21 protein-coding genes are annotated in these 23,085 nt (G+C 74.4%); 15 read left to right on the top strand and 6 right to left on the bottom strand.

Annotated features, from left to right (window positions below; all coding sequences use genetic code 11):
- Window positions 1-79: 79 nt before the first annotated feature.
- On the top strand, window positions 80-1,198 hold the full coding sequence (locus AB0K03_RS07050) for a GNAT family N-acetyltransferase (protein WP_364681603.1): 1,119 nt from the start codon (window positions 80-82) through the stop codon (window positions 1,196-1,198).
- A gap of 49 nt (window positions 1,199-1,247) precedes the next feature.
- On the opposite strand, the gene AB0K03_RS07045 is transcribed toward AB0K03_RS07050, so the two are convergent.
- The gene (locus tag AB0K03_RS07045; protein ID WP_364681601.1) at window positions 1,248-1,688 is read right to left on the bottom strand and encodes a MarR family transcriptional regulator; all 441 of its coding nucleotides are present in this window, start codon (window positions 1,686-1,688) and stop codon (window positions 1,248-1,250) included.
- Window positions 1,689-1,841: 153 nt separating this feature from the next.
- Between AB0K03_RS07045 and AB0K03_RS07040 the strand changes: the two genes are divergently transcribed.
- From AB0K03_RS07040 to AB0K03_RS07025, 4 genes are all read left to right on the top strand, one after another.
- Window positions 1,842-2,606, top strand: a complete 765-nt coding sequence (locus AB0K03_RS07040; RefSeq protein WP_364681600.1) for an alpha/beta fold hydrolase — start codon at window positions 1,842-1,844, stop codon at window positions 2,604-2,606.
- 49 nt (window positions 2,607-2,655) lie between these two features.
- Window positions 2,656-3,816 (top strand): DNA polymerase IV, encoded by a 1,161-nt coding sequence (locus tag AB0K03_RS07035; protein WP_364681598.1) that lies wholly within the window; start codon window positions 2,656-2,658, stop codon window positions 3,814-3,816.
- 116 nt (window positions 3,817-3,932) lie between these two features.
- Complete coding sequence (locus tag AB0K03_RS07030; RefSeq protein WP_364681596.1) at window positions 3,933-5,375, top strand: protein kinase domain-containing protein; 1,443 nt, start codon at window positions 3,933-3,935, stop codon at window positions 5,373-5,375.
- 171 nt (window positions 5,376-5,546) lie between these two features.
- Window positions 5,547-5,846, top strand: coding sequence for a hypothetical protein (locus AB0K03_RS07025; protein ID WP_364681594.1), 300 nt, complete (start codon window positions 5,547-5,549; stop codon window positions 5,844-5,846).
- 23 nt (window positions 5,847-5,869) lie between these two features.
- Here AB0K03_RS07025 and AB0K03_RS07020 read toward each other — a convergent pair whose 3' ends face one another.
- Window positions 5,870-6,157 carry a hypothetical protein gene (locus AB0K03_RS07020; RefSeq protein WP_364681592.1) on the bottom strand — a complete coding sequence of 96 codons (288 nt, stop codon included), beginning with the start codon at window positions 6,155-6,157 and terminating at the stop codon, window positions 5,870-5,872.
- On the opposite strand from AB0K03_RS07020, the gene AB0K03_RS07015 reads away from it, so the two are divergent.
- Entirely contained in the window at window positions 6,135-6,608 is a 474-nt protein-coding gene (locus AB0K03_RS07015) for a CAP domain-containing protein (protein WP_364681590.1), read from the top strand. The two genes, AB0K03_RS07020 and AB0K03_RS07015, sit on opposite strands and share 23 nt — an antisense overlap.
- On the opposite strand, the gene AB0K03_RS07010 is transcribed toward AB0K03_RS07015, so the two are convergent.
- Window positions 6,601-7,551: an NAD(P)-dependent alcohol dehydrogenase gene (locus AB0K03_RS07010; protein WP_364681588.1), complete on the bottom strand. Its 951-nt coding sequence runs from the start codon at window positions 7,549-7,551 to the stop codon at window positions 6,601-6,603. The genes AB0K03_RS07015 and AB0K03_RS07010 overlap by 8 nt on opposite strands.
- An 86-nt stretch (window positions 7,552-7,637) precedes the next feature.
- Window positions 7,638-8,681 carry an NAD(P)-dependent alcohol dehydrogenase gene (locus tag AB0K03_RS07005; RefSeq protein WP_364681722.1) on the bottom strand — a complete coding sequence of 348 codons (1,044 nt, stop codon included), beginning with the start codon at window positions 8,679-8,681 and terminating at the stop codon, window positions 7,638-7,640.
- Window positions 8,682-8,861: 180 nt separating this feature from the next.
- Here AB0K03_RS07005 and AB0K03_RS07000 point away from each other — a divergent pair, with 180 nt between their 5' ends.
- The 4 genes from AB0K03_RS07000 (at window position 8,862) to AB0K03_RS06985 (ending at window position 12,605) form a co-directional block, all read left to right on the top strand.
- On the top strand, window positions 8,862-9,872 hold the full coding sequence (locus AB0K03_RS07000) for an NADPH:quinone reductase (RefSeq protein WP_364681586.1): 1,011 nt from the start codon (window positions 8,862-8,864) through the stop codon (window positions 9,870-9,872).
- 67 nt (window positions 9,873-9,939) lie between these two features.
- On the top strand, window positions 9,940-11,361 hold the full coding sequence (locus AB0K03_RS06995) for a ferredoxin reductase family protein (protein ID WP_364681584.1): 1,422 nt from the start codon (window positions 9,940-9,942) through the stop codon (window positions 11,359-11,361).
- Between the two features lie 7 nt (window positions 11,362-11,368).
- Window positions 11,369-11,824 carry an FMN-binding protein gene (locus AB0K03_RS06990; RefSeq protein ID WP_364681583.1) on the top strand — a complete coding sequence of 152 codons (456 nt, stop codon included), beginning with the start codon at window positions 11,369-11,371 and terminating at the stop codon, window positions 11,822-11,824.
- A gap of 64 nt (window positions 11,825-11,888) precedes the next feature.
- On the top strand, window positions 11,889-12,605 hold the full coding sequence (locus tag AB0K03_RS06985) for a hypothetical protein (RefSeq protein WP_364681581.1): 717 nt from the start codon (window positions 11,889-11,891) through the stop codon (window positions 12,603-12,605).
- A gap of 3 nt (window positions 12,606-12,608) precedes the next feature.
- On the opposite strand, the gene AB0K03_RS06980 is transcribed toward AB0K03_RS06985, so the two are convergent.
- Window positions 12,609-13,316, bottom strand: a complete 708-nt coding sequence (locus tag AB0K03_RS06980; protein ID WP_364681579.1) for a VIT family protein — start codon at window positions 13,314-13,316, stop codon at window positions 12,609-12,611.
- Window positions 13,317-13,331: 15 nt separating this feature from the next.
- On the bottom strand, window positions 13,332-15,632 hold the full coding sequence (locus tag AB0K03_RS06975; protein ID WP_364681577.1) for a heavy metal translocating P-type ATPase: 2,301 nt from the start codon (window positions 15,630-15,632) through the stop codon (window positions 13,332-13,334).
- A gap of 185 nt (window positions 15,633-15,817) precedes the next feature.
- Between AB0K03_RS06975 and AB0K03_RS06970 the strand changes: the two genes are divergently transcribed.
- The 5 genes from AB0K03_RS06970 (at window position 15,818) to AB0K03_RS06950 (ending at window position 23,081) form a co-directional block, all read left to right on the top strand.
- Entirely contained in the window at window positions 15,818-17,230 is a 1,413-nt protein-coding gene (locus AB0K03_RS06970) for a ferric reductase-like transmembrane domain-containing protein (protein WP_364681575.1), read from the top strand.
- A 17-nt stretch (window positions 17,231-17,247) separates the two neighbouring features.
- Entirely contained in the window at window positions 17,248-17,676 is a 429-nt protein-coding gene (locus AB0K03_RS06965) for an FMN-binding protein (RefSeq protein ID WP_364681573.1), read from the top strand.
- Between the two features lie 159 nt (window positions 17,677-17,835).
- Entirely contained in the window at window positions 17,836-19,374 is a 1,539-nt protein-coding gene (locus AB0K03_RS06960; protein WP_364681571.1) for a carboxypeptidase-like regulatory domain-containing protein, read from the top strand.
- A gap of 98 nt (window positions 19,375-19,472) precedes the next feature.
- Entirely contained in the window at window positions 19,473-21,842 is a 2,370-nt protein-coding gene (locus AB0K03_RS06955) for a glycosyl hydrolase family 65 protein (protein WP_364681569.1), read from the top strand.
- Window positions 21,843-21,926: 84 nt separating this feature from the next.
- On the top strand, window positions 21,927-23,081 hold the full coding sequence (locus tag AB0K03_RS06950) for an NAD(P)/FAD-dependent oxidoreductase (RefSeq protein WP_364681567.1): 1,155 nt from the start codon (window positions 21,927-21,929) through the stop codon (window positions 23,079-23,081).
- Window positions 23,082-23,085 lie beyond the last annotated feature (4 nt).

Raw genomic sequence — 23,085 nt, 5'->3', positions numbered from 1 at the left:
CGCGCTGCCCAGCCGGGCGACCCGCCCGGCCGAGGGCCGGATGCGGCTGCGGTCGCCGCCGTCGGGCAGGATCGCGATCATGGATGCCACGCCGATGCTGCGCGCCGACGCCGTCGAGGGCGCCGGGGTCCGGATCCGGCGGTTCCGGACCGAGGACGCCCCCGCGGTCCGGGCCGCCTGCGACGATCCGCTGACCCAGCGGTTCCTGCCGGCACTGCCCAGGCCGTACACCGAGGCGGATGCGCTGTGGTGGGTGGCCGAGGGTTCCGCCGCGGGATTCGCCACGGGCGGCGGGAACTTCGCCGTCGCCGATCCGGCGACCGACCGGCTCATCGGCGGCATCGGCCTGATGCACATCCAGGAGGATTACGGCAGCATCGGTTACTGGGTCGCGCCAGGCGCCCGTGGACGCGGTGTCGCGACGGCGGCGACCCGGACGCTGAGCGAGTACGCCTTCACCTGCGGGTACGGCCGGATCGAGCTGCGCACCGAGTTCGAGAACGCGGCCAGCCAGCGGGTCGCGCTCGCAGCCGGGTACACGCGGGAGGGCGTGGCGCGCGCGGCGGGGCCGGACCGCGGCGGCCGCCGCCACGACCTGATCGTCTGGGCCCGGGTGGCCGGCGACCCGCCCGGCCCGACCCCGCGACACCTGCCCGACCTGCCCGGCGGCGAGCTGACCGACGGCGTCGTGCGCCTGTCGCCGATGCGGGCCGCCGACGCCGCCGAGGTGCACCCGGTCCGGTCCGCGCCGGACGTCGTCGGCAACACCGTGACCGGGATCGCGCCGGGCCCCGAGGACACCGCCCGGTACTGCGCCCGCGCGCAGGCCGCCTGGCTGGCGGACCACGACGTCCGGCTGACCGTCCGGGACGCGGCCACCGGCGCCTTCGCCGGCAAGGTGGGCCTGCAGCTCCAGGACCCGCAAGCCGGACAGGCGGAGATCGACTACTACCTCGCGCCGACGTGGCGGGGACACGGGTACGCGGCCCGCGCGGTGAACCTGCTGTGCGGGTGGGCGTTCACGCGTACGGCCGTCGAGCGGCTGGTGGCCGGCGTGCACACCGCGAACCTCGCGTCCCAGCGCGTGCTGGAACGCTCGGGCTTCGTCCGGGAAGGACACGAGCGCCGGCGCATCCCCGACGGCAGCGGCGGGCGCGCCGACATCTACACGTACGCGCTGCTCCGGCCGGGGGTGTGAGGCCGAGCGTCTGGCACCCGCCGGAGCCGCTGACCTGCCCGGCCGCCGCTCAGACGGGCGCGGCCGACACCGGGGACAGCGGCTGCTCCAGCACCCGGCGCAGCAGAGCGGCGAGGTGGTCGAGATCCTCCTCGCCCAGCCCCGCGAACGACTGCGTCAGGACCGCGCGTACGCGCTCCTCCCCCGCCGCCCGCAGCTGCTCGCCGCGGGTCGTGAGCCGGTGCCGTACCGCGCGGCCGGGGCCCGGCACCCGCTCGATCAGCCCGCGGTCCACCATCCGGGCCGCGAGCGTGCCGAAGGACTGGTCGGTCTGGTACGTGAGCTGCGCCAGATCGTGCAGCGACGCCTCCGGTTGCCGGTGCAGGTGTCGCAGGGTGTCCCACTGCACGAGCGAGATGCCGAGATCGGCGAGGGCGGCGGTCAGGGCCCGGTGGTGCCGGTGCTGCGCGCGTTTGACCAGCATGCCGAGTTCCTCGGCGGTGGTTGCCATGCGGGCAGCCTAACCCAGGTTGCTTAAATCAACGTCCTTATCCAAGGTTGCTTATATCAGGTTGCTGATTTAAAGTGTGCTCGCCGGCCGCCGCTGACGTCCCGGCGCGCTCCCGCGCCGCCGGAACCCCACCCCTGCCGCAAGGAGAACCCGATGACCGTCACCCTCACCGAGACCGGCTCCGGCCACCCGTTCCTGCTCCTGCACGGCGGCGCCGGCCCGGTGTCCGTCGCCGGGTTCGCCGAGCGCCTGGCCGCGGCCCGGCCGGCCCGCGTGCTCGTACCGACCCACCCGGGATTCAACGGCACCCCGCGGCCCGGCGGGCTGACCGACGTCCCGGGGCTGGCCCGGCTCTACGCCGGCCTGCTCGAGGAGCGCGGCCTGAGCGACGTCACCGTGGTCGGCAACTCGATCGGCGGGTGGATCGCCGCCGAGATGGCCCTGCTGGCGAGCCCCCGGGTCAGCAGCGTCGTCATCGTCAACGGGGTGGGGATCGACGTGCCCGGCCACCCGGTGGCCGACTTCTTCTCCCTGACCATGGACCAGCTGACGGACCTGTCGTACCACGAGCCGGACAAGTTCCGGATGGACCCCGCGAGCCTCCCCGAGGCCCAGAAGGCCCTCATGGCCGGCAACCGGCAGGCCATCGAGCTGTACGCGGGCCACGCCATGGCCGACCCCACCCTGGCCGGCCGGCTCTCCGCGGTCACCGTCCCCGTCCTGGTGCTGTGGGGCCGAAGCGACCGCGTCGTCGACCCGGACTACGGGCGCGCGTACGCGGCCGCCATTCCCACCGCCACCTACCAGCCGCTGGAGAACACCGGCCACATGCCCCAGATCGAGACCCCGCAGCAGACCCTGACCACCGTGTGGGACTTCGCCGAGAAGCACGCCACCGCCGGCCCCGCCCGCGCCTGATCAGCGCCCCCGGACGTCCGGCCCCGCCCGCGGGCTGGACACTGGGGGCATGGGGCCGGTGCGAGGACGGGCGTTCCTCGCGCCGCGCTTCGCCGCGTACCGCCGGACCAGCGAGGTCGTCATGGCGCTGCTGCGCGACGTGTCACCGCTGGTCGAGCAGGTCTCGATCGACGAGGCGTACCTCGATCTCGCGGCGGGCGGCCACGACCTGTCCGTACCCGCGGTCACCGCGCTCGCGGACCGGCTGAGGGCCGCGATCGCCGCGGCGACCGGCGGGGTGACCGCCTCGATCGGCGCCGGCACGTCCAAGCTGGTCGCCAAGATCGGATCGGACCTGCGCAAACCCGGCGGGCTGACGGTCGTCGCGCCCGGCGACGAGCAGGCCGTGCTGCACCCGCTGCCGGTGACCCGGCTGCCCGGTGTCGGCCCGGCCACCGACGAACGCCTGCGCCGCTCCGGCGTACGCACCATCGGCGACCTCGCGCGGGTGCCGCTGCCGGACCTGCTCGACTGGTTCGGCCAGGCCCACGGCGCCGGGCTGTACCGGCTGGCGCGCGCCGACGACGACCGTCCGGTCATCGGCGAGCACGAGGCCAAGTCGTTGTCGGCCGAGGAGACGTTCGATGTGGACCTCACCGACCGGGTCCGCCTCGGGACCGAGATCGATCAGCTCGCCGGCCGGGTCGGGGCCCGGCTGCGCGCCGCGGGCCTGTCCGCACGCACCGTCACGGTGAAGATCCGCCACTACGACTTCACCACGATCACCCGCTCGCTCACCCGCTCCCAGCCCACCGACGACCCCCGGCTCGTCGCCCAGCTCGCCCACCGGCTGCTCGCCGAGGTGGACACGTCGGCCGGCATCCGCCTGCTCGGCGTCGGGGTCACCACGCTGGCCGGCTTCGTCCAGGACGACCTGTTCACCACCCCCGCCACCGCCGAGGCGGACGGGCCGCAGGAGCAGCCGCAGACGGCCGGCGAATCACCCCCGGCGCCGGCGGCCACCGCGGGATGGCGGCCGGGCCAGGACGTCCGGCACGACACGTACGGGGCCGGCTGGGTCTGGGGCAGCGGGCTCGGACGGGTGAGTGTCCGCTTCGAGGGCCCCACCACCCCGCCCGGCCCGGTACGCACCTTCGCCGCCGACGACCCCGCGTTGCACCCGGCCGGGCCGCCCGACTGGGCCCCGGCCGTCCCGGAACGACCGGTATGAAGGCCTGCCCGGGCCACGACTCGCGGGTGTTTCCCGCAGCCCCTGGTCGGGTAGGATCTGCGGCACTCACAGCTTGATCACAGCCGGTGCGAAGACGACGGCGGGGAGGGGTCACGATGCGATCACTCGCCGGTCGCTACCGGGTCGAGGAGGCCGTCGGGCGGGGCGGCAGCGCCGTCGTGCACCGCGGCTACGACCGCACGCTCAAGCGCCGCGTGGCCATCAAGCTGTTCTCGCCGTACCGGCCGGACAGCACCGCGCCCTCCATCGACGTGCTGCGCGAGGCCCGCACCGCGGCGGCGCTCAACCACCCCCACGTCGCCCGGGTGTACGACTACGGCGAGGCGACCGAGGGCAGTCAGCGGGTGCCGTACCTGGTGATGGAGTTCCTCGAGGGCGACACCCTCGCCGACCGGCTGGCCGCGTCCGGCGCGCTCGACTGGCGCGAGGCGGCCGCGATCTGCGCCGACACCGCCGCCGCGCTGGCCGCCGCCCACGAGCGCAACCTCGTGCACCGCGACGTGAAGCCGCGCAACGTCATGCTCACTCCCGGCGGCGTGAAGGTCCTCGACTTCGGCATCGCCGCCGTCGCCGGGCAGAACAGCTTCGACGCCCACGGACGGCTCTGGGGCACCCCGGCCAACCTCGCGCCGGAGCAGCTGCGCGGCGAGCCCACCTTCCCGGCGGCGGACGTCTACGCGCTCGCCCTGGTGCTCTTCGAATGCCTCACCGGCGCGCGCGCCTGGCCGGGCACCAGCGTCGGCGAGGTGCTCGCCGCCCGGCACGAGCGCCGCACCCCGCGCCTGCCCGGCATTACCGGCCTGCCCCGCGAGATCATCCGGCTGTACGAGGCCTGCGTCGCCGACGACCCGGCGCGGCGTCCGACGGCCGCGCAGGTCGCCGAGGGCCTGCGGCGCGCCTCGGGCACGGCGCCTGCCGTACGCCCCGCGGCGCTGCTCACCCGCAGCGTCCCGGCTCTGACCCGCAGCGTCCCGTCCGCGCAGCGCACCCGCTCCCGGCGCCGCGCCGCGGTCACCGCCTCGGCCGCCGTCGCCGCGGCGGTCATCAGCGTCCTCGGGCTGCAGGTGGCCAACGGCTACTCGACGCTGCGCGGCCGGCAGGCGGAGGCGGCCGTCGAGGGCGCGCCCGGCGCGGGCGCCGGCGTCCCGCCCCGCACGCCGCAGCCGATGACCACGCCGCCGGTCACCTCGGCCGCGCCCGTGAAGATCGCGCCGGCCGAGACCGATCAGCCGGTCCGCGCGATCACCGAGACCCCGGCCCGCGAGACCACCCGCCCGCACCGGCCCGCCCGGACCACCGCCCCGGCGCCGTCGACCACCGCCCCGGCCACCCCGAGCAAGCCGCCGTCGACGCCGCCGCACACCCCGAGCAGCCCGCCGCCGACCTCGTCGAAGCCGGACCCGGAGCCGACGCAGACTCCCCCGCACACCACGCCGCCGCCGGAGTCCACCGAGACCCCGCCCCCGCCGGACCCGACCGACCCGCCGGCCACCACAGCCCCCGCCGAAGAGGTCGTCCTCGCCGGCGGGAGCAGCTGACCGCCGCCGCCCGCAACGCCGCGACCCGGCCGGCCGTCACGCCGGGCGGCCCGCCGGCCCACGTCACGTCACCGTCGGCATCGATCCGGGGACGTGACCGCCGCGCGCCGGCGCCCGAACCCCGCGCGACCGGCGGAGCAACGTTCTCGCCCTCGGCAGCGTCATGAAGGTATGAACAACCACTGCCGCAGATGCGGCCGGGCCAAGCCGGCGAATCGGCCGGCGCGCTGGTTCGTCTGCCCGCGGCCGGCGGCCGTCACCGTCCCGGACGATCCGGACGGTGGCGCCTTGGCCTACCTGCGCGGGCAGCTGCTGGACGCGATCCGCGAGCCGAACCGTGAGCACGTCGAAGCGATCCTGGTCCGCGCCCGCCGCAGCGTACGGCGGCGGCGCCTGCGGGACGCCACCGTGATCGCCGTCCTCGTGGTGGCGGCCGCGCTGCTGGGCCTCGGCGTGGGAGCGGGACGCTGATTGAGGTTCTGCTGAACCGATCTTTAAAGGTTCCTAAAAGAATCGCCGCGCGCGTCCGCCCAGACCGTCCACCGGCCGCACGCCGTCCGCCACGCCGCCCCGCTGCTCGGCTCCGCCACCAGCGCGGACCACCACGCCCGGGGCCGGCACTGGCCGCGGCCCACCACCTCGGCGAGCACCGCCCCGACCGCGGCTCCCACCACCGCGGCCCCCACGACCTCGCCGGCCACCCGGCCGGTCACGCCGCCGCCCACCCGGGCGACGACCCCGCCGGCCACCCGGCCGCCGGTGACCACCGCACCTACCACCACGCCGCCGGCCACCGCGGAGCCGCCCGCGGGTGACGCGGTCGTCACCGCCGCGCTGCAGCACATCAATGCGGCGCGTACGGCGAACGGCCTGCAGCCGCTCACCCTCAGCGCCGAGCTGACCAAGGCGTCGCAGGCCCACACCGCACTGATGGCCGGCGGGTGCGGGCTGTCGCACCAGTGCCCCGGCGAGGCGGGCCTCGGCGACCGGTTCACCGCCGCGGGTGTCTCGTGGCGCTCAGCGGGCGAGAACATCGGTCAGGGCAACGCGCGCGACAACGCCACCGAGATCATCGCCGCGGCGAACGGCCTGACCGATCTCATGCTCGCCGAGACACCGCCGGACGACGGGCACCGCAAGAACCTGCTCAACGCGGGCTTCACCCGGGTCGGCCTGGCCGTCACGCGGGACAGCGGCGGCAGGGTGTGGTTCACCCAGGACTTCGTCAACTGACGGTCCCGCCCCGGCCCGTCGTGAGGACGATCTTGCCGCGGAGGCCGCCCGCCTCCACCCTCCGGTGCGCTTGCGCCGCCTCGGCCATCGGCAGCACCGCGTCCACGACGGGCCGGACGGCGCCCTGCTCGGCGTACCGGGTCAGCGTGGCGAGATCGTCCGCGGACGGGTTGTTGCTGAAGCTCGTCGTCCTCGGCGCGGCACCGGACAGCACGGACCGGACCAGATGATCGGGGTCGACCACCAGGGCGATGAGGCGTCCGCGGGGCGTCAGCAGCCGCCGGTACGCGCGCAGCCCGGTGCCGACCAGGTCGAGCACCACGTCGAAGCGGCCGAGGTCCGCCGGGGCTGTCGTGCGGTAGTCGTACGCCTCGTGCGCCCCGAGCTCGGTGATCCAGGCGAGGGCGCGGGCGCCGGCCAGGGCGGTGACGTGGGCGCCGAGGGCCCGGCCCAGCTGCACAGCGACGCTGCCGACCCCGCCGGCGGCGCCGCGTACGAGCAGCCGGTCCCCCGCAGCGAGCTGCACCTTCTTCGTCAAGGCGGTGAGCACGGTGGTCCCGGCGGTGGGCAGCGCGGCGGCCTCGACGAGGTCGAGGTTCGCCGGCGCCGTGGCGAGCAGCCGTACGGGGACAGCCACGTACTCGGCGGTGCTGCCGAACCTCAGGTGCGGCATCACGCCCCACACGCGATCGCCGGGACGGAACTCCTGGACGCCGGGGCCCACCCCGGCGACCCGGCCGGCGAAGTCGTTGCCGATGCCGCGCGGCAGCCGGCCCCGCACGACGCGGCGCAGCCGCCCCGCCCGGATCGGCATCTCGCCACCACCCACCCCGGCGGCGTGCACCTCGACGAGCACCTGCCCGGGACCGGCCACGGGCGTCGGCTTCTCGACGAGCCGGAGCACGTCAGGGGGTCCGTACCGGTCGTACTCGATCGCGCGCATGGCACATCCCGTCGGTAAAGCGGGGTGGTCCCCCACTTCCTTCGGGAAGGATATGGGGGGCCACCCCGCTCGGCAACGGGCAGGGGTCAGCGCAGCGAGGTGACGTCGATGACGAACCGGTAGCGCACGTCCGACTTCAGCACCCGCTCGTACGCCTCGTTGACGGCGTCCGCGTCGATGAGCTCGACCTCCGGCGCGATACCGTGCTCGGCGCAGAAGTCGAGCATCTCCTGGGTCTCGGCGATGCCGCCGATGCTGGATCCGGCGAAGGAGCGCCGGTTGGAGAACAGCGAGAAGACCTGCACCGGCAGCGGCTCCGGCGGGGCGCCCACGCTGACGAGGGTGCCGTCCAGGCGCAGCATGCCGAGGTACGCGGCCATGTCGATCGGCGCGCTGACCGTGTTGAGGATGAGGTCGAAGCTGTTCGCCAGCGTCTCGAACGTGGCCGGGTCGCTCGTGGCGTGGTAGTGCTCGGCGCCGAAGCGCAGGCCGTCGTCCTTCTTGCTCAGCGTCTGCGACAGCACCGTCACCTCGGCGCCCATCGCGGCGGCGATCTTGACGCCCATGTGACCGAGGCCGCCCATGCCGACGACGGCGACCTTCCGGCCCGGCCCGGCCTTCCAGTGCGCCAGCGGCGAGTACGTGGTGATGCCCGCGCACAGCAGCGGCGCGGCCGCCTCGTACGGGATGCTCTCCGGCACCCGCAGCACGAAGTCCTCGTCCACGACGATGTGCGTCGAGTAGCCGCCCTGCGTGACCGTGCCGTCCCGGTCGACGCTCGCGTAGGTGCCGGTGTTGCCGTTGGTGCAGTACTGCTCGTACCCGGCCTGGCAGTTGTCGCACTCGCGGCACGAGTTGACCATGCAGCCGACGCCGACCCGGTCGCCGACGGCGTGCCGGGTGACCTCGGCGCCGGCCTCGGCGACCCGGCCGACGATCTCGTGGCCGACGGTCAGCGGGTACGGCACCGGGCCCCAGTCGCCGCGCACGGTGTGGATGTCGGAGTGGCAGATCCCCGCGTAGGCGATCTCGATCAGGATGTCCCGCGGCCCGACGTCACGCCGCTGCACGGTGGTGCGGACGAGGGCGTCGGTGGCCGAGGGGGCCGCGAGGGCGTTGACGGTGAGAATGGTGACCCTCCAAGGTCGTCGGAACGTACGGTGAATCCTTACGGGCGCAGCAGGGTCTTGATCGCGCGCCCCTCGCCGACCTGCCGGGCGGCAGCTCCGGTTCCTCGTACCCAGAAAAGCGGACGGGATTGCTGTGAGCGAGTTCTCGATGACGGGTGGGGCCGCCGTAGAGTCGCTTCCATGAGGGCGATCGTGTTCAGCAGCACCGGCGACAGCTCCGTCCTGCGCCTCGCCGAGCGCGACGTTCCCGAGCCCGGCGACGGCCAGATCCGCGTCCGCGTCATCCGCTCGGGCGTCAACCCGACGGACTGGAAGCGGCGGGCCACGGGCGAGCTGGGCTTCGCCGAGGTGACGCCCGACATGGACGGCGCCGGCCTGGTGGACGCGGTCGGCCCGGGGGTGCTGTCGCACCACATCGGCGACCGGGTGTGGGTCATGCTCGCCGCGCACGGCAGCCCGTACGGCACCGCCGCCGACTACGCGATCGTCCCGGCGGCCCGCGCCTTCCCGCTGCCCGACGGCGTCTCGTACGACGTGGGCGCCGCGCTGGGCGTACCGGCGATCACCGCGCACCGGGCCCTGACCGTCTCCGAAGCGGGATCCGGCCGGCTCAGCCCCGGCGCCCTGGACGGACGCACCGTGCTGGTGGCCGGCGGCGCGGGCGCCGTCGGGCACGCCGCGATCCAGCTCGCCCGCTGGGCCGGCGCGACGGTCGTGACCACGGTCAGCAGCCCGGAGAAGGCCGCCCTGGCCACTGCCGCCGGCGCCCACCACGTCGTCGACTACCGGCACGGCGACGCGGCCAAGGAGATCCGCGCGGTGGCGCCCGGCGGCGCCGACATCATCGTGGAGGTCGCGGCCGCGCGGAACGCGCAGCTGGACCAGGAGGTCGCGGCGAACCACGCGAGCATCGCGATCTACGCGAACAACGGCGGCGACACGGTCTCCCTCGACATCCGCCCGAACATGATGCTCAACACCCGGGTGCAGTTCCTCATCCTCTACACCCTCGGTGAGCCGGCCCTGCAGGCCGCGGCCGAGGACGTCGGCGCGGCGCTGCGCGACGGCGCGCTTCCGGTCGGCGAGGAGCACGGCCTGCCCCTGCACCACTTCCCCCTCGACCGCACCGCCGAGGCCCACGACGCGGTCGAGCGCGGCGTGGTCGGCAAGGTCCTGATCACCGTCGCCTGACGGGGGTCTCCCGCCCGCCGGACAGGATTCTTCGAGTTTTCCCAATTCCGCGCGGCACGCTCGCCGCGTGAGTGTGACGACGACGAGCGGGGTGACCGGACGGGTCCGGCTGGCCGGGCCGCCGCACCGGATCCCGGCGCCGCGGCCGCCGCGGCGGTGGCGTGATCTGGCCGGGTCGGCCGCGATCCTCAGCGTGCTGGCCGTGGTGGCGTTGTGGCTGGCCGACGGCGGGGTACGTGACCTGCAGGGCGCGGGCGAGCCGGCGACCACCCTGGGCCGGCTGACCGGGCTGGTCGCCTCGGACCTGTTGCTGCTGCAGGTGCTGCTGATGGCCCGGATCCCGTGGGTGGAGCGGGCGTACGGGCAGGACCTGCTGGCCCGGCGGCACCGGGTGCTCGGGTTCGTGTCGTTCTGGCTGATGGTCGCGCACGTCGTGCTGACCACAGCCGGGTACGCGCAGTCCGAGCCGGCGAGCGTGCCGGGTGAGGCTTGGAGCCTCGTGGTCACGTACCCGGGCATGCTGCTCGCCGCGGCCGGAACGGTGCTGCTGGTCCTGGTGGTGGTGCTGTCGGTGCGGGCGGCGCGGCGCCGGCAACGGTACGAGACCTGGCACCTGCTGCATCTGTACGCGTACCTCGGGGTGGGCCTGGCCCTGCCGCATCAGATCTGGACCGGCGCGGACTTCACCGCCTCCCCCGTGGCCCGGCTGTACTGGTGGGGTCTGTACGCCGCGACCCTCGCGGCCGTGCTGGCGTTTCGCGTCGCGCTGCCGCTCTGGCGGTCGGCGTACCACCGGCTGCGGGTCGACACCGTGGTCGCCGAGGCGCCCGGGGTGGTGTCGGTGTACCTGCGCGGCCATCGGCTGGACCGGTTGCCCGTGCGCGCGGGGCAGTTCTTCCTGTGGCGCTTCCTCGACGGGCCGGGCTGGTCGCGGGCGAACCCGTACACGCTGTCGGCGGGACCGAGCCGGGACCTGCTGCGGATCACCGTGAAGGAGCTGGGCGACGGCAGCGGCCGGGTCCGGCATCTGCGGCCGGGGACCCGCGTGCTGGTCGAGGGGCCGTACGGGGCGCTGACCGCGGAACGGTCGACCGGCCGGCGGCCCCTGCTCGTCGCCGCCGGGGTGGGCATCACGACGATGCGCGCCCTGCTCGACGACCTCGGCCCGGCCGGGAACGGCGCCACGCTGCTCTACCGGATCCGTACGCACACCGAGGCGGTCTTCCGTGCCGAGCTCGACGACCTCGCCCGCCGCTACGGCGTGCGCGTCGTCTACCTCGAGGGCAGCCGTCCGCGCCACGGTTCCTGGCTGCCGGCCCGGTACAGCCGCGGCGACGACGCGGCCGCGTTGCGGTGGCTGGTCCCCGACGTCGCCGAGCGGGAGGCGTACCTGTGCGGGCCGCCCCCGTGGATGGCCGCCGTCCGCACGAGCCTGCGCGAGGCGGGCGTACCCGATGATCTGATTCACGCCGAGGAGTTCGCATGGTGAGGCCCGTATGCGCCGCCTGACGCTCTGGATCGTCTCCACGATCGCCGCCGTCGTCCTGCTGTTCAGCTATCGCACGAGCCTGGGCGGCCCGGCGCCCTCCGCGGCCGTCGGCGCCGCCGCGCCCGGCATCGTGCCCGCCCCGGCCCCGCCCCAGGGCTCCGCGCGGCCCACGCACCGGACGAAGAGCGTGACGGTCAACGGCACGGTCGCGCAGACCCGCTGGGGGCCGGTCCAGGTGCAGGTCACCATCACCAACGGCAAGATCACCGACGTCCGCGCGCTGCGCCGGCCGACGGGCAACGACCGGGACGACGAGATCAACGGGTACGCCCTGCCGCAACTGCGCGCCGAGGTGCTGCAGGCCCAGAGCGCGCGGATCGACGCGGTCAGCGGCGCCACGGTGACCAGCGGCGGCTATGTCGAGTCGCTGCAGGCCGCCCTCGACGCGGCGCATTTCGGATGAACCGAGCCACCGGTGCCGGCCGTACCTGCCGTAGGAAACGATCAGCGACCGGAAGGTGGAGCTCGTGCGTGAAGCGGTGGTGGCCCGTCGCCTGCGGCTGACGGGGAACGTGGTCGTGGCACTGGCCCTCTCGGCGTGCGCGCCGACGGCCGGCGCACCTGCGCCACAGCGGACGGGGGCGGCCGGCTCCGGCCGTACCGGATCGGCGCATGCCGGGGCGACCAGCGCGACCTGCACCCGGGCCCGGAAGGTGGCCATCGTGAAGCGGGCGACGGCCGGCGGTCAGCGGTTCGCGTTCAGCCCCGACACGCTGACCATCCAGCGCGGATCGTTCCTGGCCGTGACGAACCGGTCCGGCCGGGTCCACGAGCTGGTCGCCGAACCGGACGCCGGCCTGGTGACCAGCGTCCTCGACGTGGACGAACGGCAGGTGATCCAGTTCCCCGAGACGGGCAGCTTCACCGTGCAGAGCGCGGGAACGACGCACCGCGCGGTCCTGCACCTGAAGGTCTCCGGGGACAGCGGCTGCGAGACCCCCGAGCCGACACTCACCGTGACCGGCGCGCGCACTGTCAACCCTGCTCACCTGTCGGTGGCGGCGACCCAGAACTTCACCGTGGTGAACGAGTCGGCGACCGCCCGGACAGTGACCTGCTCGCCCGACCCCGGCGGCAACGGGGACAACAACCGGGTCGACCCGGGCGAGACGCAGATCCTGGCCATCGACAAGCCGGGCCGCTACAAGTGCCTCGAAGCCACCGTCACGGTCACGGGCAAGTGACGCTCAGCCGGTGGCGACGCCGACGGCCTGACCGATGCCGTACGTGATCGCCATGGCGAGCGCGCCCCCGCCGACGAGCCGGGCCATCGCGCGTCCGACGCCGGCGGATCCCAGCCTGGCGCTCACCGCACCGGTCAGAGCGAGGGCCAGGACCACCACCACGAACGTCACGGGTACGCGGGCGCCGGCCGGCGGCAGCAGGATCGCGATCAGCGGCAGCAGCGAACCGACCGTGAACGCGGCCGCCGACGCGCCGGCCGCATGCCACGGGTTCGCCAGCGCCTCGGGGTCGATCCGCAGCTCGACGTCCGCGTGCGCGGCGAAGGCGTCCGCCGCGGTCAGCTCCTCGGCCACCAGCCGCGCGGTCGCCGCCGACAACCCCTTGGCCTCGTACAGGGCGGTCAGCTCGTCGAGCTCCTGTGCCGGCATCTCGGCGAGCTCGGTGCGCTCCTTGGCGAGCAGGGCCCGCTCGGTGTCGCGCTGACTGCTGACGGAGACGTACTCGCCGAGTGCCATCGACACGGCGCCGGCGACGAGCCCGGCGACGCCCGCGGTGAGGATGGCGCCGGTGGACGCGCTCGCCCCGGCCACGCCGACCACCAGCCCGGCCGTCGACACGATGCCGTCGTTGGCGCCCAGCACCCCGGCGCGCAGGCGGTTCAGCCGCCCGGACATCTCCCCGGCGTGCGGCTCACCCGGATGCTGGCTCATCGTCGGCTCCTGCCGTCACGGTGTGTGCGGATCGGGGACGAGGCTGAACGCGCCCTCTTCCTCCTGCGCATTGTGCAGCCGCAGGATCGCGTACAGGCCGTAGAGCAGCCGCCGTACGTCGGTGACGTCCTCCGGCTCCGCTTCCTCGACCAGGTCGTCCACCGTCCGGCGCAGCCGCCCCACCTGGTGGTCGATCTCGGCGTGGGTACGGCTCAGCCCGCTGGTCACCTCGGTCCCGCCGAGCGCCCGCGCCATGATCGGCAGCAGCTCGGCCTCCTCGGCGTGCTCGTGGGCCAGCAGCTCGACCTCCAGGTGCTCCAGCAGGTCGCGCACCGGGCCCAGGTCGTACGGCGGGGTGTTGAGCGCGTCGGCGACCGTGCGTACCTGCTCGACCAGCGGGCGCATCTCGCGGTGTTCGGCGTACAGGCGCTGGGCCGTCGCGACGTCGGCCGGCGGCATGGCCACGGTGTGCGACTTGCCGGGCAGCAGCGCGGTCAGGGCGATGGCGATCGCGGCGACGTCGATGCCCTCCTGCAGCAGCGCGCCCGCGGCGGGTGGCAGGTAGCCGGCCGCTGCCACGATCATCGCCGCGGCCGACAGACCCATCCCCACCGCGACCGCCCACACCGCGATGCGGCGGCAGCGCCGGGCGACGAGGATCGCGTCGGCGAGCGCGTCGAGGCGGTCCACGGTGAGGACCACGTCGGCGGCCTCGGCGGAGGCGGTGGCGCCGCGGGCCGCGAGGGCCACTCCCACGCCCGCGGTGGCCAGCGCGGGCGCGTCGTTGATGCCGTCGCCCACCATGATCGTCGGCGCGTGCTCCTGTTCGGCGCCGACGAGGACCAGCTTGTCCCCGGGATCGCAGTCGGCGTGCACGGCGTCGACGCCGACGATCCGCCCGACGGCCTCGGCGGTGTCCGCGCGGTCGCCGGTCACCAGCACCACCCGGGTGATCCCGGCGTCGCGCAACGCCCGGACCATGCGCGGCGCCTGCGGCCGTACCGGATCCTCCAGCAGCAGCACCCCCGCCGGCTCGCCGTCGACCGACGCGAACACCGTCAGCGAGCCGTCGAGCGCGGCCCGCCGGCGCGCGTGCCGTACCCATGCCGGAAGCGCGCCGGGGACGACCCACGCCGCCTTGCCGAGCCGGACCTTGTGACCGTCCACGAGGCCTTCCACCCCGTACCCGTGGCGCTCGCGCACGTCGGTGGCCGGAGACAGCCGCAGCTCGCGGTCGGCGGCCGCGGTGACGATGGCGCCGGCCAGCACGTGCGCGGAGATCTGGTCGAGGCTCGCCGCGAGACGCAACACCTCGCCCGCGGCCAGGCGGGCGTCCGCGGGGGTCACCACGTCGGTGAGGACCGGACGGCCGGCGGTCAGCGTCCCGGTCTTGTCGAACAGCAGGACCCGGCCGGCCGCGAGCCGTTCCAGCGCGCCGCCGCCCTTGACGACGACACCGGAACGGGCGGCCCGGGACAGCCCGGACATGATCGCGATCGGCGCCGCGAGCAGCAGCGGGCACGGCGTGGCCACGACCAGCACCGCGACCGCGCGTACCGGGTCGCCGGCGACCGCCCACGCGGCACCGGCCAGCGCCAGCGTCACCGGGACGAACGCCACCGCGAAGCGGTCCGCGATCCGGACGAACGGCGCGCTCGCCGCCTGCGCCTGCTCCACCAGCCGGACGACACCCGCGTACGTCGACGCCTCGGCGGTCGCGGTGGCGGTCAGGCGCATCGGCGCGCCCGCGTTCACCACGCCGCTGCGGACGTCCTCGCCGGCCCGCCGCTCCACCGGCAGGGGTTCGCCGGTCAGCGCCGATTCGTCCAGCACCGCCGGGGTGAGCAGCCGGCCGTCGACCGGGACGATCTCCCCCGAGCCGACCACGAGCGGGTCACCGGGCAGCACGTCGGCGACCGGCACCTCGACCGGCCCGGAGGCGGTGTCGCGCCGGGCGGTGCGCGGCGCCCGGGCGACCAGCGCGCTCAGCTCGCGGCGTGCCCGGGCGGCGGCGCGGGCCTCGAGCAGCACGCCGCTGGCGAGCATGACCGCGATCACCGCGCCCGCGAACGCCTCGCCGACCCACAGCGCACCGACCAGCGCCAGCCACGCGATCACGTCGACACTGGGCTCGCGCCGGCGCGCTGCCGCGGCGAGGGAAGCCGTCGAGTACGCCAGGCCCAGTGCCGTCGCCGTGATCCACACCGCGTCCGCGGCGTCCCGGGCGCCCGCCGCCGCGATCGCCAGGCCCGCCAGGACCAGCAGGGTCGTGGCGGCGAACAGGATCTGCTCGCGCCGCTGCCATGACCACCGCATCGCCACCCCCACCGGCTGCCGGCGGATCGCGCGCCCACCGGTGCGCTTCCATGATCGCCGGATCGGCCGGGGCACCGGCAGGGCCGCAAGACCCGAAGTCCCGGCGGCGGGGTTCATAGCGACTTCATAGGTGGGCCATAGGTTCCGGGCCCGGTTTCCTCAGCTACCCCACCGATGGTGGGGTCATGACCGCAGCAGCGATGCCCAGGACCTCACCGGCGCCGGCCGTCCACGCGCCGCCGCGCCGCGTCACCCCGCGCTGGTGGGCGGACGCGGGCGGCCTCGGCGCGGGCGTGAGCCTGCTGATCGTGACCGCGCTGTGGGTCGGCAACGGCGGCGTGCAGCAGCTCGCCGGCGGCGGCCCGGATGCGATGTCGGCGATCGGCCGGCTGACCGGGCTGTGGGCGTCCGACCTGCTGCTCCTGCAGGTCCTGCTGATGGCCCGGATCCCGCTGGTCGAACGCGCCTTCGGGCAGGACCGGCTGGCCCGCTGGCACCGCTGGACCGGGTTCACGTCGTTCTGGATGATGATCGGCCACATCGTGCTCATCACCCTCGGCTACGCCGGGGCCGCCCACGCCGGCGCGGTCGCCGAGCTGTGGGACATGATCCGGACCTACCCCGGCATGCTGCTGGCCACGGCGGGCACGGCCGCGATCCTCATGGTGGTCGTCACCTCGATCCGCGCCGCCCGGCGCAAGCTGCGCTACGAGTCCTGGCACCTGCTGCACCTGTACGCGTACCTCGGCGTCGGCCTGGCCCTGCCGCACCAGCTGTGGACCGGCACCGACTTCGTCGGCTCCGCCGCGTCGACCGCGTACTGGTGGACGCTGTACGCGGTGTCGGCGGGCGCGGTCCTCGTCTACCGGGCCGGGGTGCCGGTGTGGCGCAACTGGCGGCACCGCCTCGTGGTCTCGCACGTGAAGCCGGAAGGCCCCGGGTTGACTTCGGTCTACCTGACCGGCCGCGCGCTGCACACCCTGCCGGCCCGCGCCGGGCAGTTCTTCCAGTGGCGTTTCCTCGACGGCCCGGGCTGGAGCCGGTCGCACCCGTACTCGTTGTCGGCCACACCGAACGGCCGCATGCTGCGCATCACCGTCAAGGACCTCGGCGACGGCAGCGCCCGCGTGGCCTCGCTGCGGCCCGGCACCCGGGCGCTCATCGAGGGGCCGTACGGCAAGCTCACCGGCGAGACGTACACCGGCGGGCCGGTCGTGCTGCTGGCCTGCGGCATCGGGGTCACCCCCCTGCTGTCGCTGCTCGGTGACCTGCCGTACGCGCCCGGCGAGGCGACCCTGATCTACCGGGCCCGCACCGGGGCGCAGGCGGCGTTCCGGTCCGAACTGGACTGGTTCGCCGCCCACCGCGGGGTCCGGATCGTCTACCTGCTCGGCCCGCGCGCCACCCGGGCGTCCTGGCTGCCGGCGCAGTACGCCGATCACGGTGACGCCGAGGCGCTGAGCCGGATCGCCCCGCGGATCGCCGACTCGCACGTCTACGTGTGCGGCCCGGACGCGTGGACGCAGGCCGCCCGCACCGCCGCGGCCGGCGCCGGCGTGGCCCCCGGGCGGCTGCACACCGAACTCTTCTCCTGGTGACCCGAAAGGATCCGGCGATGCGACGCATCAGCATGTGGCTGTTCTCCACCGTGGCGGCCCTGGTGCTGCTCTTCAGCTACCGCACCAGCACGAATTCGGCGGCCGAGGCCGGCGCCGCGACCTCCTCCGTCACGACTTCCGGAACGACGTTCGGTACTTCGTCCGGGGGCAAGACCTACACCGGCGCGGTGGCGTCGACCCGCTGGGGCGACGTGCAGGTCGCCATCACGGTCGCCAACGGCAAGATCACGGATGTCGCGGTGCCGGTCTACCCGTCGGAGAACGGCCGGGACCGGGAGATCAACGCGTACGCGCTGCCGGTCCTCAAGCAGGAGACCCTGGCGGCGCAGAGCGCGAGCATCGACACGGTCTCCGGTGCGACGGTCACCAGCGAGGGCTACCTCCAGTCGCTGCAGTCCGCCCTCGACGCCGCTCACCTCTCCTGAGCGGGCCGGACGGCAGGCGTACGCGAGCACACCGCCTCTGCCCCGGCCCAGCCGGGGTTGCCAGCATGGAGCTGTCGGGCGAACGGCGACCTGTGCCGTCGATCCGAGCCTTCGCGTCGCCGCTCGTCCACGGGACACACCTCGCGAAGGGAGATCGCAGTGAAGCGACCCCGAGTACTCATCAGCGTCATCGCCGCCGCCGTCCTCGCGGGGGCCGCGGCCGCGACCGCCGGAGCGCCGCCCGCCGCGGCGCAGCACCGGTCCACGGGCCTCGCCGGCGTCGTCCACGACACCGGCGGCGCCGCCGTCAGCGGTGCGACGATCATCGTGTACCCGGCCGACCTGTCCGGCCCCGAGGTGGCCAGGACGACCACCGGCGGCACCGGCGCGTTCCGCGTACCGGGCCTGCAGCCGGGCAGCTACAAGATCCTCATCGACCGGGACGGCTGGTCCGAGTGGGCCCCCGGCCGGATCACCGATCCCGCCCGCGCGGCGTCGTACCGGGTCGTCACGGGACACACCACAGTGGCGAACAGCGTTGTCACGGCGCCCGGGTTCATCGCCGGGCGCGTCACCACTGCCCGGGGTGGACCGGCCGCGGGCATCACCGTCACCATCGGAGACCCCACCGCATCCGCGTGGGACACCACCACGGCCCGCGACGGCACCTACTCGGTGAGCCTGCCGCCGGGCACCGGCTACACCGTCAGCTTCACCAACGGCGAGCTGACGCAATACTCGCGGCGCACCCTGGACTGGGCGAAGGCCGAGAAGTACACGGTCCGGTCCGGCCACACCACGCGCGTCGACGAGCGGCTGCTGGCCCCGGCGGTCCTCACCGGCCGGCTCGTCGACGAGTCCGGGACGCCGGTCGCCGGCGCGAGCGTCACGGTGAGCATGCTCGCCACGGCCGGTGAGGCGACAGCCACCACCGGCGCGGACGGCCGGTACCTGCTCGACACCATGCCGCCCGGCGAGGTCGTCGTCGGGTTCACCACCGCCGACGGGCACGAGCAGTGGGCGTACCAGAAGAGGTCGATGGAGACGGCGGACCGGATCACCCTGCGGCTGGGGACGGTGACCACGGTCAACGACAAGCTCCTGCCGCCCATCCCCGCCGGCGCCATCGCCGGTACGGTCACCACCGCCGCGGGCGCGCCGGCCGCGGGGATCACCGTCACCGTCGAGGACGTCACCACTGCGTCGTCGTGGAGCACGACCACGGCCGCCGACGGCACGTACTCGGTGAGCCTGAAGCCCGGCACCGGGTACGTCGTGGTCTTCACCAACGGTGAGCTGAGGCAGTACTCGCCGCGCACCCTGGAGTGGTCGCAGGCCCAGCACTACACGGTCACGCCCGGGGCCACCACGCGCGTCGACGAGACGCTGCTGGCCCCGGCCGTCCTGACCGGCCGGCTGGTGGACAGCTCCGGCGCACCGGTCCCCGACGCGGAGGTCTACGTGAGCCTCTCCGCCACGGCAGGCTCGGTGCGGACCACCACCGGGGCGGACGGCCGGTACCTGCTCGACACCATGCCGCCCGGTGACGTGGTGATCGGGTTCACCGCCCCCGGCCACCCCGAGCAGTGGGCGTACGGGAAGACGAACGGTGATCTCGCCGACCACTTCATGCTGTCGCTGGGCACGGTGACGACGGTCGACGAAACCCTCCTCCCGCTCACGGCCGCGGCCCGTTGAGACCGCACCACCACGGGTCGCCTGCCGCCCCCACCGGCGGCGGCAGGCGACCCGTTCCCGTCCCGGACGTCGTAACCTCATCGCGAGGGGAGGCTCATGTGATCCGGCATCCGGCGTACCCCATCGAGCCGTGGCAGGTCCGCGAGACGTTCCTCGACCTGCAGGCGCTGGCCCGGTCCGAGTCGATCTTCGCGTTGTCCAACGGGCACATCGGACTGCGGGCCAACCTCGAGGAGGGTGATCCGCACGCGCTGCCGGGCACCTTTCTGAACTCGTTCTACGAGCTGCGGCCGCTGCCGTATGCGGAGGGCGGCTACAGCTATCCCGAGTCCGGTCAGACGATCGTCAACGTGACCGACGGCAAGGTGCTCCGGCTGCTGGTGGACGACGAGCCGTTCGACGTGCGCGACGGGCGGCTGCACCGGCACGAGCGGGTGCTCGACCTGCGCGGCGGGACGCTACACCGCGAGGTCGAGTGGGAGTCGGCGGCCGGCCGTGCGGTACGGGTCACTTCGACCCGCCTGGTGTCCTTCGCGCAACGGTCGGTCGCCGCGATCCGCTACGAGGTGACACCCGTGGACACGCCGGTACGGGTGATCGTGCAGTCCGAACTGGTCGCCAACGAGACGATGCCCGGCCCGGTCAAGGATCCCCGGGTCGCGGCGGTGCTGAAGGCGCCCCTCGTCGCCCAGGCGCACAACGCCAACGACACGGGCGCGGTGCTGGTGCACGTCACCCGCGAGAGCGGCCTGCGCCTGGCCGCCGCGATGGACCACGTCGTGTCGGGACCGCCGGGCGTGCGGTCGAGCAGCGAGGCGTTCCCGGACCTGGCCCGCACGACGGTGGTCTGCCGGCTGGAGCCCGGGCAGCGGCTGACCATCGTGAAGCTGGTGGCGTACGGCGCCTCGAGCCGGCGGTCGGTGGCCGCGCTGCGCGACCAGGTGGCCGCCGCGATCAAAGGCGCGCACATCGACGGCTGGGACGGGCTGGTCGCCGCGCAGCGGGCGTACCTGGACGCCTTCTGGGACGCGGCGGACATCGAGCTCGACGGCGACGCCGAGGTGCAGCAGGCGGTCCGGTTCGCGATGTTCCAGGTGCTGCAGGCCGGGGCCCGCGCCCAGCGGCGGCCCATCGCGGCCAAGGGACTGACCGGCCCCGGCTACGACGGGCACGTGTTCTGGGACACCGAGCGCTTCGTGCTGCCCGTGCTGACGTACCTGCAACCGGCCGCGGCCGCCGAGGCGCTGCGCTGGCGGCACGCCACGCTCGATCTGGCGCGGGAGCGGGCCGAGACGCTCGGCTGGGCCGGCGCGGCGTTCCCGTGGCGCACCATCCGCGGGCACGAATGCTCCGGTTACTGGCCGGCCGGCACGGCCGCCCTGCACCTCGGCGCGGACATCGCCGACGCGGTGGTCCGCTACGTGAACGCGACCGGCGACGAGGCCTTCGACCGCGACGTCGGCGTCGACCTGCTGGTCGAGACCGCGCGGTTGTGGGCGTCGTTCGGCCACCACGACCGGCACGGCGCGTTCCACCTCGACGGAGTCACCGGCCCGGACGAGTACACCGCCGTCGCCGACGACAACATCTACACCAACCTCATGGCGCGCCGGAATCTGCTCGCGGCGGCCGCCGTGGTCGCGCGGCACCCGGACCGGTCGCGGATGCTCGGCGTGACCGACGCGGAGGTCGCCGCCTGGCGCGCCGCGGCCTCGGCCATGACCGTCCCGTACGACGAGCAGCTCGGCGTCCACGCCCAGGTGCGCGGGTTCACGCTGCGCAAGGAGTGGGACTTCGCCCGGACCGCACCGGACGACTACCCGCTGATGCTGCACTTCCCGTACCTCGACCTGTACCGCAGCCAGGTGGTCAAGCAGGCGGACCTCGTCCTCGCGATGCACTGGTGCGGTGACGCGTTCAGCGCCGAGCAGAAGGCGCGCAACTTCGCGTACTACGAGCCGCGGACCGTACGCGATTCCTCGCTGTCGGCCTGCACCCAGGCGATCCTGGCCGCCGAGGTGGGACATCTGGAGCTGGCGCACGACTACCTCGGCGAGGCCGCGCTGATGGACCTCGCCGACCTGCACCACAACACCCGCGACGGGGTGCACATCGCCTCGCTGGCCGGCGCGTGGCTCGCCCTCGTCGCGGGGCTCGGCGGCATGCGCGACCACAACGGTGAGCTGTCCTTCGCCCCGCGCCTGCCGTCGCGGATCGACCGGCTCGCCTTCTCCCTGCTGTGGCGCGGCCTGCGCCTGCACGTGACCGTACGCCCGGACGAGGCCGTCTACTCGCTGCGCAACCACCGCGGCGGCGCTCGGCTGGACCTGCGCCACCACGGCGAGCCGCTGACGGTCACCACCGAAGCCCCGGTGACCCGGCCGATTCCTCCCCCGCCGAAGGTGGGCGATCCGCCGGTGCAGCCTCCCGGCCGCAGACCCGTCCACCGCCCGGATCTCCTCCGGTGACCGGCGGTCAGGTGAACGGCCGCGAGGACGCCCGGTGAATGACGAACATGTTCGCAACGAACGTGTTCGTGATAGCGTTCGGGCATGACGACCATCGCCATCGTGGGCGCCGGCCTGTCCGGGCTCGTGCTCGCCAGAATCCTGCAGAACCACGGCATCGCGTCCACCGTCCACGAGTCCGACATCTCGCGGACCGCCCGCCGTCAGGGCGGCTCGCTCGACATCCACGAGGAGTCCGGTCAGTTCGCGCTGCGCGAGGCCGGCCTGCACGAGGAGTTCCGCCGCCGCACGCATCCGCAGGGCGAGCACGTCCGCGTCCTCGACAAGGCCGCGCACGTCCTCGTCGACGCCGGCCCGCAAGGCGGCACGGGCGGGCGCCCGGAGATCGACCGCACGGCGCTGCGGGACCTGCTCCTCGACTCCCTCGAGCCCGGCCGCATCCGGTGGGGGCACAAGGTCACCGCAGTCGCCCCGCTGCCCGGCGGCGGGCACGAGCTCACGTTCGCCGACGGCACCCGGGCCGTCGCCGACCTGCTGATCGGGGCGGACGGCACCTGGTCGAAGGTGCGCCGGCTGGTGTCCCCGGCGACGCCGCAGTACAGCGGCATCTCGCACGTCGAGATCACCATCAGCGACCCGGCAGCGCACCCCCGGCTCGCCGCGCTCGTGGGGCCCGGCATGATTTTCGCGCTCTCGGACAACAAGGCCTTCCTCGGGCACGGTGGCAGCCGCATCGAGATCGGCGTGTCGCTGCGCGTTCCGGAGGACTGGGTGCGGACGATCGGCGTGGACTGGTCCGATACCGCCGCGGCCCGCAGCGCCCTGCTGGCGCAGGTCGCCGACTGGTCCACCGAGCTGACCGGGCTCATCCGCCACTGCGACGACACGATCACGCCCCGGCAGATCTTCGCCCTGCCGGCCGGTCACCGCTGGGCCCGGGTGCCTGGGGTCACGCTGGTCGGCGACGCCGCGCACGTGATGGCGCCGTACGCGGGCGAAGGCGCGAACCTCGCGATGCTCGACGGCGCCGAGCTGGCGCTGGCCCTCGTCGAGCACGGGGACGACGTCGAGTCCGCGCTGGCGGCGTACGAGGAAGCGATGTTCCCCCGGGCGCAGGCGGCGGCCGAGGACTCCGCGCAGAGCCTGGAAGCGATCTTCAACGCCGACGCCCCGCGCGACCTGGTCGCCTTCTTCGCCGGGATGGCAGCGGGGGCGGCGGCGCCGAGTCCCCTACCGTGATCGG

It is taken from the genome of Actinoplanes sp. NPDC049316 (assembly GCF_040677315.1).
GTDB lineage: Bacteria > Actinomycetota > Actinomycetes > Mycobacteriales > Micromonosporaceae > Actinoplanes.
Note: the sequence above shows the minus strand (reverse complement) of the source record. Positions and strands in the feature narration are given on the sequence as shown.